Raw genomic sequence first — 18,292 nt, 5'->3', positions numbered from 1 at the left:
GTACTTGATAAACCCTGGGGGGAAAAGGTAAGCCGATGAACAATTTTACGAATAAGCTCTATATTCTTACCGAGCATGACGATACTTACACGCAACTGATTGTAAACCGAGATTTACCTGACCTAGAAATCACCACAAACCCAGAGTTAGCGGAGATCGTCTTGGCCTCTCCTCCCCTCATAGCAGAGCGTCTTGATGAATTTAAGCATCTGGATTGGGTGCAAAGTACCTATGCAGGGATCAACAAATTAACCCAGCCGAATTTGCGTCAGGATTACACATTGACCAACGTCAAAGGCATCTTCGGCCCTGCCATTGCCGAATACGTATTGGGTTACACAATCAGCCACTTTAGACACTTCACTCATTACCACCAGCAACAACAACAGCGAAACTGGCAGCCACAGCTTTATACCAACCTAACCGACAAAACCATGGTGATTTTGGGAACCGGTTCAATTGGCAGCCATTTGGCGAAAGCCGCTTCTGCATTTGGTATCCATACCATTGGGGTCAACCGGACAGGTATCCCATCAAAGCAAGAAACCTTCAAAGACACTTTCCACATTAATGAATTAGAAGCCGCCCTCAAACAAGCGGATATTGTGGTGAACACACTGCCATCAACGGATGAGACCTACCAACTACTGAATCAAACCACCTTAAGCTACTGCTCTAACGTATTGCTGTTTAATGTGGGTCGCGGGGAAAGCGTAGACAATAAAGCGTTACTGCTTGCGATTAAGAATAAATGGGTTGAACACGCTTTCTTGGATGTCTTTGAATGCGAACCCCTCACGCAAGAACACCCGTTTTGGAAATTACCGCAAGTAACCATTACACCGCACATTGCGGCTCTAAGTGAGCCAAGACAGGTGGTGGAGATCTTCGCCAATAATTACCAACAATGGCGAGATGGTTTTACACTTAATCACACCATTAATTTTGATAAAGGCTACTGATGTTCTCGTCACTGCTCACCGAGATACGACAATGCACCGCTTGTGAGCCTCATTTATCACACGGTGATTCAGGCACACCCAAACGCGCGCTTGTTAATCATAGGGCAAGCGCCCGGCATCAAGGTTCATGAATCATCTATCCCTTGGAACGATGCCAGTGGCGAGCGATTAAGAGAATGGTTAGGGATGGATAGCGATACGTTTTATGACGAGCAAAAAGTCGCGATTGTCCCGATGGGTTTTTGCTATCCAGGAAAGGGCAAAAGTGGCGATCTACCACCACGAAAAGAGTGCGCCGCGTTATGGCACCAAAAAGTGCTGCAATCACTGCCCAACATTCAAATGACCTTGCTGATTGGTCAGTATGCGCAAAACTATTATCTAAAAGATAAAACCACCAGCACACTCACTGAAACGGTGCGTAACTGGCAGGCTTGGGCTCCAGAATTTTTGCCACTTCCCCACCCGTCACCACGTAATAACATCTGGCTCAAAAAGAACCCATGGTTCGAAAGTGAAGTCATTCCCTATATCAGGAAGCACGTATCAGAGCATTTGGCCTACCATGATCCAAATACCTAATTAGCTGCACATCAACGATGATTAAGCCGATATTGGGTGCGGATAAAAAGATAATAAAAAAGCGCTGCCGATTTCTCGACAGCGCTTTTTCTATAAACACATACTGAATTACTTGTGGTATGGCTTAGATAGGTCGTGAACTGCGTCCACAAATACACCAGCATTTTCTGGTGGCACATCTAAGTGAATACCATGGCCAAGGTTAAATACGTGGCCAGTACCGCCGTCACCAAAACCTTCAAGGATAGTGCCGACTTCTTCACGAATACGCTCAGGTTGTGCATAAAGTACTGATGGGTCCATGTTGCCTTGTAGAGCCACTTTATCGCCAATACGTGCTTTTGCATCAGCAATATTGATTGTCCAGTCTAGGCCAACTGCATCACAGCCAGTCGCTGCGATAGATTCTAGCCACATGCCACCGTTCTTAGTGAACAGAGTAACCGGTACACGGCGACCTTCGTTTTCACGGATTAGGCCATCGACAATTTTGTGCATGTACTGCAGTGAGAACAGGTTGTAGTCACGCGGAGTAAGTACACCACCCCATGTGTCGAATACCATTACCGATTGAGCACCCGCTTTAATTTGCGCGTTCAGGTATTCAATAACAGTGTCAGCAAGCTTATCGAGAAGTAAGTGCAGCGTTTGTGGTTCTGCATACATCATCTTCTTGATTTTAGTAAACGCCTTCGAGCTGCTGCCTTCAACCATGTAAGTCGCCAATGTCCAAGGGCTACCAGAGAAACCAATCAGTGGTACTTCGCCTTTCAGATCTTTACGGATCTGACGAACAGCGTTCATTACGTATTGAAGCTCACCTTCTGGATCAGGTAGGCCAATTTTCTCTACGTCAGCTTTACAAGTAATCGGACGCTCAAATTTAGGGCCTTCACCTGTTTCGAAGTACAAACCTAAACCCATCGCATCTGGGATAGTTAGGATGTCAGAGAACAAGATTGCCGCATCAAGAGGGAAACGACGCAAAGGCTGAAGTGTTACTTCTGATGCTAGTTCCGCGTTCTTGCACAAAGACATGAAGTCGCCTGCTTCTGCACGCGTTGCTTTGTATTCAGGAAGATAGCGACCCGCTTGGCGCATCATCCATACTGGAGTGCAATCAACAGGCTGCTTTAAAAGTGCGCGTAAATAGCGATCATTTTTTAATTCGGTCATTCCGTTCAATTCCAATTCAATCTTGTCTAGTTTTGATGGCAAGTATTCTAACACTGATTGAGGGGTAAAAGCTGTGTGCTTTGCAACCTAGATCAAGTTATTAACTTTTAAATCAATGCTTAATTTGCACCCAATTGCAGGCGCATGTTAAAAATTTGTTCGCTAGCGAAAATTACAATTATAACATCTGAGTAGTCACTACTCAGCATCTCATAACGACATCTTACTTACCCCCTCCACTTGTGGAGGGTTTTTTTTAGCTTTTGACCACCCATAGGCCAAATACCATCACAGGCCAATTAGTGCTCGAGCGCCTGCTCCGTCACTGCGTCTTTCATCACGTCATCGACTGTTTTCTCAATCAATTGTCTCGCAATGGTTCCAACGGGAGCAACATCCGGCAAGCTTGTTACATCAAACCATTGTGCATCCGACAGTTCACTGTAATCTGGTTTGAGCGTTCCACCAGCATAGTCAGCGAGAAAGGCCATCATCATACTCGATGGAAACGCCCATGGCTGGCTACCAAAGTAGCGAATATTACTCACATCGATACCCGTTTCTTCTTTGACTTCTCGCGCCACACACTGTTCTAAGGTTTCTCCAACCTCTAGAAAGCCCGCTATCACGGTATACATGCCTGTTTTATGCCTTGGGTGCTGCGCAAGCAATATCTTGTTGTCGTTTCGCACAGCGACAATGATGCACGGGAAGATACGAGGGTAATGAAGAGTTCGACAGTCACCACACTGCATCGCAACCTGATTGTGATTCAAATGATTACGACCGCCGCACTGTGGACAAAAACGCATACTTTGAGTCATGTGCCCGTACTGGATAGCCTTACTTGCCATAAGAAAGCTCGATTCAGACCAGTGCAATAACTCACGTAGGTTGACCATGGTCAGTTCACTCTCGACATCGCAATCGTTGAGCCAATAGACCTGACGTCCTTGATGCTGGCCAATACAGATAGCGTGTTCAACACTGAGCCCTAACTCATCAGCCGAGCCATAAGGAAACTGATCATTATTAACCCAAATATCACTACCAGAAACGACGCACCAGTAAGCTTGCTCTGTCATTTTTGTGTCACTTTTTTTTAACATCCCTATGCCTCATTGCTTGCAGTTCGTTCATTTTACTGGCAATCTAATTTCATACTAGAGTTGTAGCAGAGAATATTTCAAGCTATTACTTTTAGTAGTTACCAATAAACGGACCTTGCTTAGGCAATTACCATGATCACAAGGTTGTGATCAGATCATGAGGACATGGTCATGCTAAATAAATTCAAACAAATACAAGAACAATGGGGTGGCTCTAATGAGGTCATCGATCATTGGCTCGAAACTCGACAGTCTCTAATCGTTGAGTATTGTAAGCTTGCCGCTCTACAGCCTTCATCGTCGAAAGCAACGGCAATTACCGAACTGCCTTCTCCAGAAGCGCTCCAAAAATTCAGCCAACATCTTGTTGATTACATCTCCGAAGGTCATTTCAAAATCTATGACATGGTGATGGACAAGTGGCAGTCTACAGGCTTCAAAGCAACAGACGAAATTAACCAATCTTATGGTCATATCGTCCTTACCACAGAGCCACTACTTAACTTTACCGATAAGTACGCCGCTATCAAAGCCAGCGATGCATTAGAGAGCTTTGACAGCGATTTATCTTTGATTGGTGAGATTATTGAGGCGAGGTTTGAGGTTGAAGATCAACTGATACAGCAAATTGCCGATAGCCTAGCGGTTCCGCCAGGAGCATAGTTGGCTAACTATCTTGTAAGCTTGCCTCTGTGCAAGCTTTTTGTTTTGTCTATGAATCATGAACATCATCTACCTCTAGAAGCCTAGAGCTTGATAGTCTGCGACCCATTGATGCTCTCTTATTGCTATCTATCCGCACACATTCCCGCATATCAGCAACCTACACATCTAGCTTACGATTCTCTATATAGCTCCGTAGAGACAGTAACGTCATTAACGCTACTCTAGAAATGAAACACATGGCTCACTTGCAACTTGTACCAAAGAGACAAGTTTTCCCCTGCAAGATTAATCCGATTTAAGCCAAACAACAGATACAAAAAAGGCACCCGAAGGTGCCTTTTTTCTTATCTCACTCTTAGAGACTACTCGTAGAGCTTACTCTTCTGAAGAGAAACCAGCGTTTAGAAGTGCTGCTAGATTGTCAGTAGCTTGTTCAGCTGAAGGACCTTCTTGCTCTTCTTCACGTTGCTTTTGACGCTCTTGGTGGTATGCGAAACCAGTACCAGCTGGGATCAGACGACCAACAATTACGTTCTCTTTCAGACCGCGAAGGTCATCACGCTTACCAGAAACCGCAGCTTCTGTTAGTACGCGAGTCGTTTCTTGGAACGATGCAGCTGAGATGAATGACTCAGTTGCAAGAGATGCTTTAGTAATACCTAGTAGATCACGTTCGAAACGTACGAGTTCTTTACCTTCAGCTTCTAGCTTACGGTTAGCAATCTTAACATTGTGGTACTCAACTTGTTCGCCAGGTAGGAACGGAGAGTCACCAGAATGAGTGATTGTACACTTACGTAGCATTTGACGAACGATAGTCTCGATGTGCTTATCGTTAATCTTTACGCCTTGTAAGCGGTAAACTTCTTGAACTTCGTTCGCGATGTACTGAGTTACTGCGTGGATACCACGTAGACGCAGGATATCGTGTGGAGTTTCAGGACCGTCGGCGATTACATCACCACGTTCAATCTTCTCACCTTCGAACACGTTCAATTGACGGTGCTTAGGAATCATCTCTTCGTAAGCGTCACCGCCTTCACGAGTGATTACTAGACGACGCTTACCTTTCGTTTCTTTACCAAACGACACAGTACCTGTGTGCTCAGCAAGGATCGCAGGCTCTTTAGGCTTACGAGCTTCGAATAGGTCAGCTACGCGTGGTAGACCACCGGTGATATCTTTGTTTCCGCTCGATTTTTGAGGGATACGAGATAGTGTGTCACCAATGCCAACTTCAGCGCCATCTTCGATGTTTACAATCGCTTTGCCAGGTAGGAAGTAGTGAGCTGGCATATCAGTACCAGGGATCATTACGTCGTTACCTTGCTCATCAACAAGTTTGATAGCTGGACGCATATCTTTACCTGCTGCTGGGCGAGCTGCTGCGTCTGTTACTTCACTTGAAGAAAGACCAGTTAGATCGTCAGTTTGACGAGAAACTGTAATACCATCGATCATATCTACGAATTGGATACGACCTGCCACTTCAGTGATGATTGGCATGGTATGCGCTTCCCAGTTAGCTACAACTTCACCAGCAGTAACTGCTGCGTTGTCGCCTTTGGTTAGCATCGAACCGTAAGGAAGTTTGTGCTTCTCTTTAGTACGGCCGAATTCATCAATAATCGTCATCTCAGATGCACGAGAAGTGATAACCAGTTTCTTATCTTTGTTAACTACAAACTTAGCATTGTGAAGTTTCACAGTACCAGTTGTCTTAGCTTGGATGCTGTTCTCTGCTGCTGCAGTAGATGCTGCACCACCGATGTGGAACGTACGCATTGTAAGCTGTGTACCCGGTTCACCGATAGATTGTGCAGCGATAACACCAACTGCTTCACCTTGGTTCACTAGGTGGCCACGTGCTAGGTCACGACCGTAACACTGTGCACAACAACCGAAGTCTGCATCACAGGTAACAACTGAGCGCACTTTCATGCTATCTACAGAGTTGTCTTCCATGATTTGACACCACTTCTCATCAATCAGAGTATTACGTGGAATCAGTACATCTTCAGTACCAGGCTTAAGAACATCTTCAGCAACTACACGACCAAGAGCAAGCTCAGAAAGTGCAACTTTAACGTCACCACCTTCGATGTGAGGCATCATGTCGATACCTTCATGCGTGCCACAGTCATGTTCGTGTACTACAACGTCTTGTGCTACGTCTACTAGACGACGAGTTAGGTAACCCGAGTTAGCTGTTTTCAGTGCTGTATCCGCAAGACCCTTACGAGCACCGTGCGTTGAGATAAAGTACTGAAGGACGTTTAGACCTTCTTTAAAGTTCGCAGTGATCGGCGTTTCGATGATAGAACCATCTGGACGCGCCATCAGACCACGCATACCTGCTAGCTGACGAATCTGAGCTGCAGAACCACGTGCGCCTGAATCGGCCATCATGTAGATGCTGTTGAACGATTCTTGCTGTTCTTCTTCGCCGTCACGGTTAATAACTGTTTCAGAAGAAAGGTTATCCATCATTGCTTTCGCAACACGGTCGTTCGTAGACGCCCAGATATCGATAACTTTGTTGTAACGCTCACCCGCAGTAACAAGACCAGATTGGAATTGCTCTTGGATTTCGCGAACTTCTTCTTCTGCATCAGAAATTTCAGTGTACTTCGCCGCTGGAACAACCATATCGTCGATACCAACAGAAACACCTGAAAGTGCTGCGTATGCAAAACCTGCGTACATGATTTGGTCAGCAAAGACTACTGTGTCTTTTAGACCAAGCTTACGGTAACACTCGTTAAGAAGAGTAGAGATCTGCTTCTTACCTAACTTTTGGTTAACGATGCTGTACGGAAGGCCTCTAGGAACGATCTGCCAAAGCATTGCACGACCTACAGTCGTATCAACTAGGCCAGTGTTCGTTGTGCTGTTGCCGTCTTCGTCTACTACAGTTTCAGTGATACGTACTTTAACGCGAGCGTGTAGCTCAGCAGTCTTAGTACGGTATGCCTTTTCAGCCTCTTCAGGGCCAGCAAGGTACATACCTTCACCTTTCACGTTGATCTTGTCACGTGTCATGTAGTAAAGACCCAATACAACATCCTGAGAAGGAACGATGATCGGATCACCTGATGCTGGCGACAGAATGTTATTCGTCGACATCATTAGGGTACGAGCTTCTAGCTGTGCTTCTAAAGTTAGAGGCACGTGTACAGCCATTTGGTCACCATCGAAGTCGGCGTTGTATGCCGCACACACTAGTGGGTGAAGCTGAATCGCTTTACCTTCGATTAGTACTGGTTCAAACGCTTGGATACCTAGACGGTGAAGTGTAGGTGCACGGTTAAGCAGTACTGGGTGTTCGCGGATAACTTCGTCTAGGATATCCCAAACGATCGCTTCTTCGCGCTCTACCATTTTCTTAGCAGCTTTGATTGTCGTAGCCATGCCACGAGTTTCTAACTTGCTGTAGATGAATGGTTTAAATAGCTCAAGTGCCATCTTCTTAGGAAGACCACACTGGTGTAGACGAAGGTATGGACCAACTGTGATTACAGAACGGCCAGAGTAGTCTACACGTTTACCTAGAAGGTTCTGACGGAAACGACCTTGTTTACCCTTGATCATATCAGCAAGAGATTTCAGAGGACGCTTGTTAGAGCCAGTGATCGCACGACCGCGACGACCGTTATCTAGAAGTGCATCAACAGACTCTTGCAGCATACGCTTTTCGTTACGTACGATGATGTCCGGAGCTGCTAGCTCTAGAAGACGCTTCAAACGGTTGTTACGGTTGATCACACGACGGTAAAGGTCGTTCAGATCTGAAGTCGCAAAACGACCGCCATCTAGTGGAACTAGAGGACGTAGATCTGGCGGTAGCACTGGAAGTACAGTTAAGATCATCCACTCAGGCTTGTTGCCTGAAGAGATGAATGCTTCAACTAGCTTCAAACGCTTAGTAACTTTCTTACGCTTAGTTTCTGAGTTAGTTGTTTCTAACTCTTCGCGCATTTCTTCCACTTCTTGATGAAGGTCCATTGTTGAAAGCAGATCTTTGATCGCTTCAGCACCCATCTTAGCAGTGAATTCGTCACCCCACTCTTCTAGACGATCCAGATACTCTTCTTCAGTAAGCATCTGAGATTTTTCTAGATCAGTCATACCAGGTTCAGTTACTACGTACATTTCGAAGTAAAGAACACGTTCGATATCACGCAGAGGGATATCCATTAGTAGACCGATACGAGACGGTAGTGATTTTAGGAACCAGATGTGAGCAACTGGTGAAGCTAGCTCGATGTGACCCATACGGTCACGACGAACTTTAGTCTGTGTAACTTCAACGCCACACTTCTCACAGATAACACCACGGTGCTTCAGGCGCTTGTATTTGCCACAAAGACATTCGTAGTCTTTAACTGGGCCAAAAATACGTGCACAGAACAGACCATCACGTTCAGGTTTGAACGTACGATAGTTAATTGTTTCTGGCTTTTTAACTTCACCAAAAGACCACGAACGGATCGTGTCTGGTGAAGATAGACCGATTTTGATTGCATCAAATTCTTCGGTCTTATGCTGTGCTTTTAGAAAGTTTAATAAGTCTTTCACGTTCAGCTCCTGTAAGGAGTTAAAGGAGCTCACCGACTAAAGTGAGCCCCCTTTACCAAGTAATCCAATCTTCTTTTAAAAAAGAGGGATTACTCTTCGTCTTCTAGCTCGATGTTGATACCTAGCGAGCGAATCTCTTTCAACAGTACGTTGAACGACTCTGGCATGCCAGGTTCCATGCTATGGTTACCATCTACGATGTTCTTATACATCTTAGTACGGCCGTTAACGTCATCTGACTTAACTGTTAGCATTTCTTGTAGAGTATATGCAGCACCGTATGCTTCTAGTGCCCATACTTCCATCTCACCGAAACGCTGACCACCGAACTGAGCTTTACCACCAAGTGGTTGCTGAGTTACTAGGCTGTAAGAACCAGTTGAACGAGCATGCATCTTGTCATCAACCAAGTGGTTCAGTTTCAGCATGTACATGTAACCAACAGTTACAGGACGCTCAAACGAATCACCAGTACGACCATCAAACAGTTTAAGCTGACCAGATTCTGGCAGATCACCCAGTTTAAGTAGTTCTTTGATTAACGCTTCTGACGCACCGTCGAACACAGGAGTAGCAATCGGTAGACCGCCACGTAGGTTCTTGATCAGTGTACGAACTTGATCATCAGACAGTTCAGCAATATCAACTTTCTGACGAGTATCACCAAGATCATAAACCTTCTGTAGGAACTCACGGAACTTATGCAGTTCTTGTTGTTCCTTAACCATTTGGTTGATCTTGTCACCGATACCTTTAGCAGCCAAACCTAAGTGTACTTCTAGGATTTGACCGATGTTCATACGCGATGGTACACCCAGTGGGTTAAGTACGATGTCTACAGGCTGACCTTTTTCATCGTATGGCATGTCTTCAACAGGGTTAATCTTAGAGATTACACCTTTGTTACCGTGACGACCCGCCATCTTATCGCCAGGCTGGATACGACGTTTAACCGCTAGGTAAACTTTAACAATCTTAAGAACGCCAGGCGCTAGATCATCACCTTGAGTGATTTTACGACGCTTAGTTTCAAACTTCTTATCGAAGTCTGCTTTTAGCTCATCCCACTGCTCAGCAAGTTGCTCAAGCTGTGTTTGTAGCGCATCGTCTTCTAGAACTTGCTCTAGCCATTGCTTACGACCGATCGTATCAAGCTTAGCTTCAGAGTAACCACCAGACAGAAGTACAGCTTTAACGCGGTTAAGAAGGCCACCCTCAAGAATTTGGAACTCTTCAGTAAGGTCTTTCTTAGCTTCTTTAAGCTGCATCTGTTCGATTTCAAGTGCACGTTTGTCTTTCTCTACGCCATCGCGAGTGAAGACTTGTACATCGATGATAGTACCCGAAACAGAGTTTGGTACACGTAGAGAAGTATCTTTAACATCAGATGCTTTCTCACCGAAGATAGCACGTAGTAGCTTCTCTTCAGGAGTCAGTTGAGTTTCACCTTTAGGCGTCACTTTACCAACTAGGATGTCGCCACCCTTAACTTCAGCACCAATGTAAACGATACCTGACTCGTCTAGTTTAGACAGAGCAGACTCACCTACGTTTGGAATATCAGCTGTGATCTCTTCAGAGCCCAGCTTAGTATCACGAGCCACACAAGATAGTTCTTGGATGTGGATTGTCGTGAAACGGTCTTCTTGAACTACGCGCTCAGATACTAAGATCGAGTCTTCGAAGTTGTAACCATTCCAAGGCATGAACGCGATACGCATGTTTTGGCCAAGAGCAAGTTCACCAAGGTCAGTTGAAGGACCATCAGCTAGAACATCGCCGCGTGCAACTGGTTCACCAGGAAGTACAGTTGGACGTTGGTTAATACATGTGTTTTGGTTCGAACGCGTGTACTTAGTTAGGTTGTAGATATCGATACCAGCTTCGCCAGGTACCAATTCATCTTCGTTAACCTTAACTACGATACGAGAAGCGTCAACAGACTGAACTTGACCACCACGTTTAGCAACCGCTGTAACACCAGAGTCAACTGCGATGTTACGTTCAATACCAGTACCTACTAGAGGCTTATCAGCTCTCAGTGTTGGTACAGCTTGACGTTGCATGTTCGCACCCATCAATGCACGGTTCGCATCATCGTGTTCTAGGAACGGGATAAGCGAAGCAGCGATAGATACTACTTGGTTTGTCGCAACGTCCATGTAGTCAACGTGATCGCGTGGGTGAAGACCAGATTCACCTTTTTGACGAGCAGTGATTAGCTCATCAGCAAACGTCGCTTCTTCAGTAAGAACCGTGTTTGCCTGTGCGATAACGAATTGACCTTCCTGGATTGCAGACAGGTAATCAACTTCTTCTGTTACTACACCATCTACAACGCGACGGTACGGAGTTTCTAGGAAACCGTAATCGTTACAACGCGCAAACGCAGATAGCGAGTTAATCAGACCGATGTTTGGACCTTCAGGCGTTTCGATCGGACATAGACGACCGTAGTGAGTTACGTGAACGTCACGTACTTCGAAGCCTGCGCGCTCACGAGTAAGACCACCAGGACCTAAAGCAGAGATACGACGTTTGTGCGTAACTTCTGACAATGGGTTGTTTTGGTCCATAAACTGTGAAAGCTGTGAAGAGCCAAAGAATTCTTTAACTGCAGCAGAGATCGGTTTAGCGTTGATAAGATCTTGAGGCATGATTGCATCAAGGTCACCAAGGCTTAGACGTTCTTTAACGGCACGTTCTACACGAACTAGACCAACACGGAATTGGTTTTCTGCCATTTCACCTACAGAACGGATACGACGGTTACCAAGGTGGTCGATATCGTCCACTTCGCCTTTACCGTTACGGATGCCAATCAGTTTCTTCATCACTTCAATGATGTCTGATTCATCCAGAGTACCGCGTTCTTCTTCTTCTTCACGCTCGATAGAGCTGTTGAATTTCATACGGCCTACAGTTGATAGGTCGTAACGATCTTCAGAGAAGAATAGGCTTTCGAATAATGATTCTGCAGCTTCTTTTGTTGGTGGCTCGCCAGGACGCATCATGCGGTAGATTTCCACCAATGCAGAGATGCGATCTACTGTGCTATCTGCACGTAGAGTGTCTGACATGAATGGACCATGGTCTAGGTCATTCGTGAACAGAGTTTCTAGAGATTTGTGACCTGCTTGAGATAAGTTAGCAAGTGCCTCTAGGCTGATCTCTTGGTTCGCGCCAACGATGATCTCGCCAGTTGCTTCGTTGATGTAATCTTTCGCAGCAATCTTTTCAACGATGTACTCTACAGGTACTTCGATGTGCTCAACGCCATCTTTTTCAAGCTGACGGATATGGCGAGCAGTTACACGACGACCAGTCTCAACGTAAGTCTTACCATTTGATTCGATGTCGAATGACGCAGTTTCACCACGTAGACGATCAGGAACCAACTCCATAAGTAGAGTTTGGTCTTTCACTTCGAAGTTCACTTTGTCGAAGAACAGATCTAGGATCTCTTCTGTCGATTTACCAAGTGCACGAAGGATAATCGATGCTGGTAGCTTACGACGACGGTCGATACGTACGAATAAGTTATCCTTAGGATCGAACTCAAAGTCTAACCATGAGCCACGGTAAGGAATTACACGTGCGTTATAAAGAACTTTACCAGATGAGTGGGTCTTACCCTTATCACTGTCGAAGAACACGCCTGGGCTTCGGTGCAGCTGGGATACGATAACCCTCTCGGTACCATTAATTACGAAAGTACCATTGTCTGTCATAAGCGGAATTTCGCCCATGTAGACTTCTTGTTCTTTAATGTCTTTTACAGTACCTGCAGGCGCATCTCTATCAAAGATAACTAGGCGCAGTTTAACGCGTAGTGGCTTTGAGTAAGTTACACCACGAATTTGACATTCTTTAACATCAAATACTGGCTCACCAAGACGGTAGCTAACGTATTGCAGCTCAGAATTGCCGTTGTAGCTCTGAATTGGAAATACAGAACGAAAAGCAGCCTCAAGACCGTATTGACCTTCTGGATCCTGTTCGATGAATTTATCGAAAGAATCAAGCTGGATCGATAACAGGTATGGAATGTCCAAAACTTGTGGACGAGTACCAAAATCCTTACGGATGCGCTTTTTCTCGGTATAAGAGTAAACCATGGGGTTCCTCAGCTCGCTGATAAGTGACCCAAACTGTCCAAACGCTCATTAGAGTGGGACAGTGACTAACAGCTGTTTATTGTGGTTAACAATTATTTCGAAGAAATAACCGTTTTTTTGCTCAGACTATGACGCTTAAACAGCGGGAAATTCATCATAGCCCTACAGCGCAAAAAGGCCGGTGGTTAATAAACCACCAGCCAATAGCCTTGCGGCTAGGAAATTAAGTAATAATTACTTGATTTCAACAGAAGCGCCAACTTCTTCTAGCTGTGCTTTAAGAGCTTCAGCTTCAGCTTTGTCAACGCCTTCTTTAAGCGCAGCAGGAGCTGAGTCTACAAGACCTTTAGCTTCTTTAAGACCTAGGCCAGTTGCGCCACGTACAGCTTTGATAACTTGTACTTTGTTTGCGCCAGCGCCAGTAAGGATAACGTCGAATTCAGTTTGCTCAGCAGCAGCTTCAGCAGAAGCACCACCAGCTACAACTGCAGCAGCAGCAGTAACACCGAATTTTTCTTCCATAGCTTCGATAAGCTCAACAACTTGCATTACAGACATTTCTGCAACTGCGTCTAGGATTTGCTCGTTAGTAATAGACATAACAATTCTCTTTTAAGTCAACAATAAGTTTAAATAGCAACCAGTGAAAAGCAAGGCTTATGCCGCAGCTTCTTCTTTTTGGTCGCGAACAGCAGCGATAGTACGAACCAGCTTGCCAGCAGAAGCTTCTTTCATGCACATCATTAGGCGTGCGATAGCTTCGTCGTAAGTTGGTAGTGTCGCTAGTACTTCAGCATCAGTAACTGCGCCTTCAAATGCAGCAGCTTTGATCTCGAAATCTTTATTCTCTTTAGCGAAGTCTTTGAAAAGACGCGCAGCAGCACCAGGGTGCTCATTAGAGAATGCGATCAGAGTTGGACCAGTGAAAGTGTCTACTAGACACTCGTAGTCTGTACCCTGAACCGCACGGCGTGCTAGTGTGTTACGAACAACTTTCATGTAAACACCCGCTTCGCGAGCTTGTTTACGTAGAGAAGTCATTGCGCCAACTTCAACGCCACGAGAATCAGCTACAACTGCAGAAAGTGCACCACTGGCAGCTTCGTTGACTTCAGCAACAATTGCTTTTTTGTCTTGAAGATTTAAAGCCATTTGGATTAACCTCTGGTTGTGATTACAGCACTCAATACAAAATGTATTGAGCGTTTACGATGTTATTTAAAAATGAATAAATTCACTTCAAACCACAACATCGCCTACGTAGGTTTTATTAAGCCATCAATAATCTAAAGAAAATCGACAGCGCCTACGGTCTTGGGATAGACGATTATGAATTGCTTCAAAAATCACCCAACCACAAATATTAGGCGCAGAAGTATACACTAAATCTGCGCCTAAGCAAATTAGTTTGCTTGTGTGTCAAGACTAGCTTGATCAACAGCAACACCAGCACCCATCGTAGTAGAGATGCTTACTTTCTTCAGGAAAGTACCTTTCGCTGAAGAAGGCTTAGCTTTCTTAAGAGCAACTAGAAGTGCTTCTAGGTTCTCTTGAAGCTGGTTAGCTTCGAAAGTTGCTTTACCGATAGTAGTGTGGATGATGCCGTTCTTGTCGTTACGGTAACGAACCTGACCAGCTTTAGCATTTTTAACTGCTTCAGCAACGTTAGGAGTTACAGTACCAACTTTAGGGTTTGGCATTAGACCGCGTGGACCTAGGATTGTACCTAGTTGACCAACAACGCGCATTGCATCTGGAGAAGCAACAACAACGTCAAAGTCCATTACGCCTTTTTTCACTTGCTCAGCAAGATCTTCCATACCAACGATATCTGCGCCAGCTTCTTTAGCTGCTTCTGCGTTTGCACCTTGAGTGAACACAGCAACGCGGATTTCACGGCCAGTACCGTGAGGTAGCACAGTTGCGCCACGTACGTTTTGGTCAGATTTACGAGCATCGATGCCTAGGTTAACAGCAACATCTACAGACTCAACGAATTTAGCAGTTGCTAGTTCTTTAAGAAGAGCAATAGCTTCGTTGATTTCGTATTCTTTAGTTACTTCAACTTTGTCGCGGATTACGCGCATACGCTTAGTAAGTTTTGCCATGATCTTATCCCTCTACCACTAGGCCCATTGAACGAGCAGTACCAGCAATAGAACGCTTCATTGCTTCGATGTCAGCACCAGTCATATCAGCAGCTTTAGTTTCTGCGATTTCCTGTACTTGAGCGTCAGTTACTGTGCCCACTTTTTCAGTGTTTGGACGACCAGAACCAGACTTAACGCCAGCAGCTTTCTTAAGAAGAACAGCAGCAGGTGGAGTCTTAGTTACGAACGTGAAAGAACGGTCGTTGTATACAGTAATAACTACTGGAGTAGGTAGACCTTTCTCAACAGATTCTGTTTTTGCGTTGAACGCTTTACAGAATTCCATGATGTTCACGCCGTGTTGACCTAGAGCAGGACCAACCGGTGGACTTGGGTTTGCCATACCAGCTGCAACTTGCAGTTTGATATAAGCTTCAACTTTCTTAGCCATGATATTTCCTAAATATTTGGGTACATGCGCTAGCCTTTAGGCGAGCTCCCCTTAATTTCATAAATTACTTTTCACTTCCTGAGAAGTAAAAAGGCGCGAAATTATAATCATAATTCGCGCCTTTAACAACCCTAAAAAGGTGATTTTTTATACTCTTTCATTTTGAACAGCTTGTTAAATAGTTATCAACAGCTTACTCAAACTAACCGAGTCTTAGTCTAGTTTTTCAACCTGACCGAATTCAAGCTCAACAGGTGTTGCACGACCAAAGATCGATACAGATACCTTAATGCGGCTCTTCTCGTAATCCACTTCTTCAACAGTACCGTTAAAGTCAGCAAATGGACCATCGTTCACACGAACCACTTCACCCGCTTCGAACATTGTCTTAGGACGTGGAGACTCGCTCGCTTTCTCTAGACGGTTCAAGATAGCATCAGCTTCTTTGTCAGTGATTGGTGCAGGACGATCAGAGGTACCACCAATGAAGCCCATAACACGAGGAATGCTGCGTACTAAGTGCCATGATTCATCATTCATGATCATTTGCACTAATACGTAGCCAGGGAAGAACTTACGTTCGCTTTTACGGCGTTGACCTGCACGCATTTCCACTACTTCTTCAGTAGGTACTAAAACGTCACCAAAGAATTCTTCCATGTCGTGCATTTTAATATGTTCGCGTAACGATTGAGATACACGACCTTCATAGCCAGAAAAGGCTTGAACTACATACCAACGTTTTTTTGGAGCTTCACTCATGAATCAGAACCCTCTACACCCCAGTCGCTAGAGAAACTAAACGGACCATAATGCCGTCAATTCCCCAAAGCACTAGAGACATAACAATACATACAGCTAAAACGATCAATGTAGTTTGCATAGTTTCTTGGCGAGTAGGCCAAACAACTTTACGAATCTCCATACGAGATTCTTTTGCAAAATCGATCGCAGCTTTACCTTTAGTTGTTGTTGCTGCAACGCCTAGTGCGGCAGCAATCAGCACAACTACACCTGCAGCGCGAATTACAACAGACAATTCACCATACAGGTAATTACCCACAACAGCAGCAGCCAACAGTACAAAAGCGACTACCCACTTCATTGTATCTGCTGCACCTGAGCTATCAGGAGTTTCAGCGTTTGCTTTCATAAAACCAACCTGTGATAAGTCTTAAATATAGACGACAATAACCCCGCTGTTGCAGGGCATATTCCTTTGCGTTGCAAAACAACACATCTAACAGTCATTTTAGTCAAAAAGACCGTTTAATTCTTTGCTAAGAGCTAAAATTGATGTCAAAACACCCAACTCTTTTTTCAGCGCAGAAAAAGGGCATCAAATGATGCCCTTTTTACTAGTGGTTCGTCAAATCTTATGCAAAGATTTTAGCTACAACACCAGCACCAACTGTACGGCCACCTTCGCGGATTGCGAAACGTAGACCTTCGTCCATTGCGATTGGAGCGATTAGCTCAACAGTCATTTGAACGTTGTCACCTGGCATTACCATTTCTACGCCTTCAGGTAGAGTGATGTCGCCTGTTACGTCAGTTGTACGGAAGTAGAACTGTGGACGGTAACCCTTGAAGAAAGGAGTGTGACGGCCGCCTTCGTCTTTAGAAAGTACGTATACTTCAGACTCAAACTTAGTGTGTGGGTTGATTGAACCTTTAGCAGAAAGTACTTGGCCACGTTCAACGTCATCACGCTTAGTACCACGTAGAAGTGCACCAACGTTCTCACCTGCACGACCTTCGTCAAGCAGCTTACGGAACATTTCAACACCAGTACAAGTAGTAAGAGTAGTTTCTTTGATACCAACGATTTCTACTTCGTCACCTACACGTAGGATACCGCGCTCGATACGACCAGTAACTACAGTACCACGACCTTGGATTGAGAATACATCTTCAATAGGAAGTAGGAACGGTAGATCAACAGCACGCTCTGGAAGTGGAATGTAAGAATCTAGTGCTTCTGCAAGCTCAACGATCTTGTCTTCCCACTGCTTTTCGCCGTTTAGAGCGCCAAGTGCAGAACCTTGAATTACTGGAAGGTCGTCTCCTGGGTATTCGTACTCAGAAAGAAGTTCACGAACTTCCATTTCTACTAGCTCAAGTAGCTCTTCGTCATCAACCATGTCACATTTGTTCATGAATACGATGATGTAAGGGATACCAACTTGACGACCAAGTAGGATGTGCTCACGAGTTTGTGGCATAGGGCCATCTGTAGCAGCAACAACTAGGATACCGCCGTCCATTTGAGCAGCACCAGTGATCATGTTTTTAACATAATCGGCGTGTCCAGGACAGTCTACGTGTGCGTAGTGACGTTCAGGAGTATCGTACTCAACGTGAGAAGTTGCGATTGTGATACCGCGCTCGCGCTCTTCTGGAGCGTTATCGATAGATGCGAAATCTTTAGCAACACCGCCGTACACTTTTGCAAGTGTAGTACAGATAGCAGCAGTTAGAGTTGTTTTACCGTGGTCAACGTGGCCGATAGTACCAACGTTTACGTGCGGTTTCGTACGTTCAAATTTTTCTTTAGACA

General features: G+C 45.0%; 13 protein-coding genes and 1 pseudogene. 3 read left to right on the top strand and 11 right to left on the bottom strand.

All coding sequences use genetic code 11. The features are described from left to right. Window positions 1-35 precede the first annotated feature (35 nt). Together ED652_RS11240 and ED652_RS11235 are read left to right on the top strand one after the other, a co-directional pair. Complete coding sequence (locus ED652_RS11240; protein ID WP_122054788.1) at window positions 36-962, top strand: D-2-hydroxyacid dehydrogenase; 927 nt, start codon at window positions 36-38, stop codon at window positions 960-962. Next, window positions 962-1,544 (top strand): annotated as a pseudogene (locus ED652_RS11235) (uracil-DNA glycosylase family protein). Before ED652_RS11240 ends, ED652_RS11235 begins: the two are co-directional and overlap by 1 nt. A 108-nt stretch (window positions 1,545-1,652) precedes the next feature. Here ED652_RS11235 and hemE read toward each other — a convergent pair. Next, the gene (gene hemE, locus ED652_RS11230) at window positions 1,653-2,720 is read right to left on the bottom strand and encodes a uroporphyrinogen decarboxylase (RefSeq protein ID WP_029223216.1); all 1,068 of its coding nucleotides are present in this window, start codon (window positions 2,718-2,720) and stop codon (window positions 1,653-1,655) included. A gap of 299 nt (window positions 2,721-3,019) precedes the next feature. Continuing rightward, complete coding sequence (gene nudC, locus ED652_RS11225) at window positions 3,020-3,829, bottom strand: NAD(+) diphosphatase (protein WP_102276547.1); 810 nt, start codon at window positions 3,827-3,829, stop codon at window positions 3,020-3,022. Between the two features lie 165 nt (window positions 3,830-3,994). Between nudC and ED652_RS11220 the strand changes: the two genes are divergently transcribed. Then, a complete protein-coding gene (locus ED652_RS11220; RefSeq protein WP_017104580.1) occupies window positions 3,995-4,492 on the top strand; it encodes an Rsd/AlgQ family anti-sigma factor in 498 nt (165 codons plus the stop codon). A gap of 378 nt (window positions 4,493-4,870) precedes the next feature. On the opposite strand, the gene rpoC is transcribed toward ED652_RS11220, so the two are convergent. The 9 genes from rpoC to tuf form a co-directional block, all read right to left on the bottom strand. Further along, on the bottom strand, window positions 4,871-9,073 hold the full coding sequence (gene rpoC / locus ED652_RS11215; protein WP_029223217.1) for a DNA-directed RNA polymerase subunit beta': 4,203 nt from the start codon (window positions 9,071-9,073) through the stop codon (window positions 4,871-4,873). Between the two features lie 89 nt (window positions 9,074-9,162). Further along, window positions 9,163-13,191 (bottom strand): DNA-directed RNA polymerase subunit beta, encoded by a 4,029-nt coding sequence (gene rpoB / locus ED652_RS11210; RefSeq protein ID WP_017104578.1) that lies wholly within the window; start codon window positions 13,189-13,191, stop codon window positions 9,163-9,165. A 234-nt stretch (window positions 13,192-13,425) separates the two neighbouring features. Beyond that, window positions 13,426-13,791, bottom strand: a complete 366-nt coding sequence (rplL, locus tag ED652_RS11205; RefSeq protein ID WP_004729770.1) for a 50S ribosomal protein L7/L12 — start codon at window positions 13,789-13,791, stop codon at window positions 13,426-13,428. 57 nt (window positions 13,792-13,848) lie between these two features. After that, window positions 13,849-14,343, bottom strand: a complete 495-nt coding sequence (gene rplJ / locus ED652_RS11200) for a 50S ribosomal protein L10 (RefSeq protein WP_010435550.1) — start codon at window positions 14,341-14,343, stop codon at window positions 13,849-13,851. Window positions 14,344-14,594: 251 nt separating this feature from the next. Further along, window positions 14,595-15,299: a 50S ribosomal protein L1 gene (rplA, locus tag ED652_RS11195; protein ID WP_017104577.1), complete on the bottom strand. Its 705-nt coding sequence runs from the start codon at window positions 15,297-15,299 to the stop codon at window positions 14,595-14,597. Between the two features lie 4 nt (window positions 15,300-15,303). Further along, a complete protein-coding gene (gene rplK / locus ED652_RS11190; protein ID WP_010435555.1) occupies window positions 15,304-15,732 on the bottom strand; it encodes a 50S ribosomal protein L11 in 429 nt (142 codons plus the stop codon). A 213-nt stretch (window positions 15,733-15,945) separates the two neighbouring features. Next, window positions 15,946-16,494, bottom strand: coding sequence for a transcription termination/antitermination protein NusG (nusG, locus tag ED652_RS11185; protein ID WP_012605006.1), 549 nt, complete (start codon window positions 16,492-16,494; stop codon window positions 15,946-15,948). A 13-nt stretch (window positions 16,495-16,507) separates the two neighbouring features. Next, window positions 16,508-16,885 carry a preprotein translocase subunit SecE gene (secE, locus tag ED652_RS11180; RefSeq protein ID WP_017096511.1) on the bottom strand — a complete coding sequence of 126 codons (378 nt, stop codon included), beginning with the start codon at window positions 16,883-16,885 and terminating at the stop codon, window positions 16,508-16,510. Between the two features lie 223 nt (window positions 16,886-17,108). Continuing rightward, the coding region (gene tuf, locus ED652_RS11175) for an elongation factor Tu (protein WP_054542387.1) at window positions 17,109-18,292 on the bottom strand (1,184 nt) is incomplete at its 5' end.

This window comes from Vibrio sp. Evd11, assembly GCF_900382755.1.
Lineage (GTDB): Bacteria > Pseudomonadota > Gammaproteobacteria > Enterobacterales > Vibrionaceae > Vibrio > Vibrio lentus.
This window is presented reverse-complemented; position numbering and strand designations above follow the sequence as displayed.

Excerpts from the sequence above, each read along its gene's own strand:
- ED652_RS11220 (WP_017104580.1), top strand. The coding sequence starts at position 3,995 with ATGGTCATGCTAAATAAATTCAAACAAATACAAGAACAATGGGGTGGC.
- nudC (WP_102276547.1), bottom strand. The coding sequence starts at position 3,829 with ATGTTAAAAAAAAGTGACACAAAAATGACAGAGCAAGCTTACTGGTGC.
- secE (WP_017096511.1), bottom strand. The coding sequence starts at position 16,885 with ATGAAAGCAAACGCTGAAACTCCTGATAGCTCAGGTGCAGCAGATACA.
- rplL (WP_004729770.1), bottom strand. The coding sequence starts at position 13,791 with ATGTCTATTACTAACGAGCAAATCCTAGACGCAGTTGCAGAAATGTCT.
- rplJ (WP_010435550.1), bottom strand. The coding sequence starts at position 14,343 with ATGGCTTTAAATCTTCAAGACAAAAAAGCAATTGTTGCTGAAGTCAAC.
- rplK (WP_010435555.1), bottom strand. The coding sequence starts at position 15,732 with ATGGCTAAGAAAGTTGAAGCTTATATCAAACTGCAAGTTGCAGCTGGT.
- ED652_RS11240 (WP_122054788.1), top strand. The coding sequence starts at position 36 with ATGAACAATTTTACGAATAAGCTCTATATTCTTACCGAGCATGACGAT.
- hemE (WP_029223216.1), bottom strand. The coding sequence starts at position 2,720 with ATGACCGAATTAAAAAATGATCGCTATTTACGCGCACTTTTAAAGCAG.
- rpoB (WP_017104578.1), bottom strand. The coding sequence starts at position 13,191 with ATGGTTTACTCTTATACCGAGAAAAAGCGCATCCGTAAGGATTTTGGT.
- rplA (WP_017104577.1), bottom strand. The coding sequence starts at position 15,299 with ATGGCAAAACTTACTAAGCGTATGCGCGTAATCCGCGACAAAGTTGAA.
- nusG (WP_012605006.1), bottom strand. The coding sequence starts at position 16,494 with ATGAGTGAAGCTCCAAAAAAACGTTGGTATGTAGTTCAAGCCTTTTCT.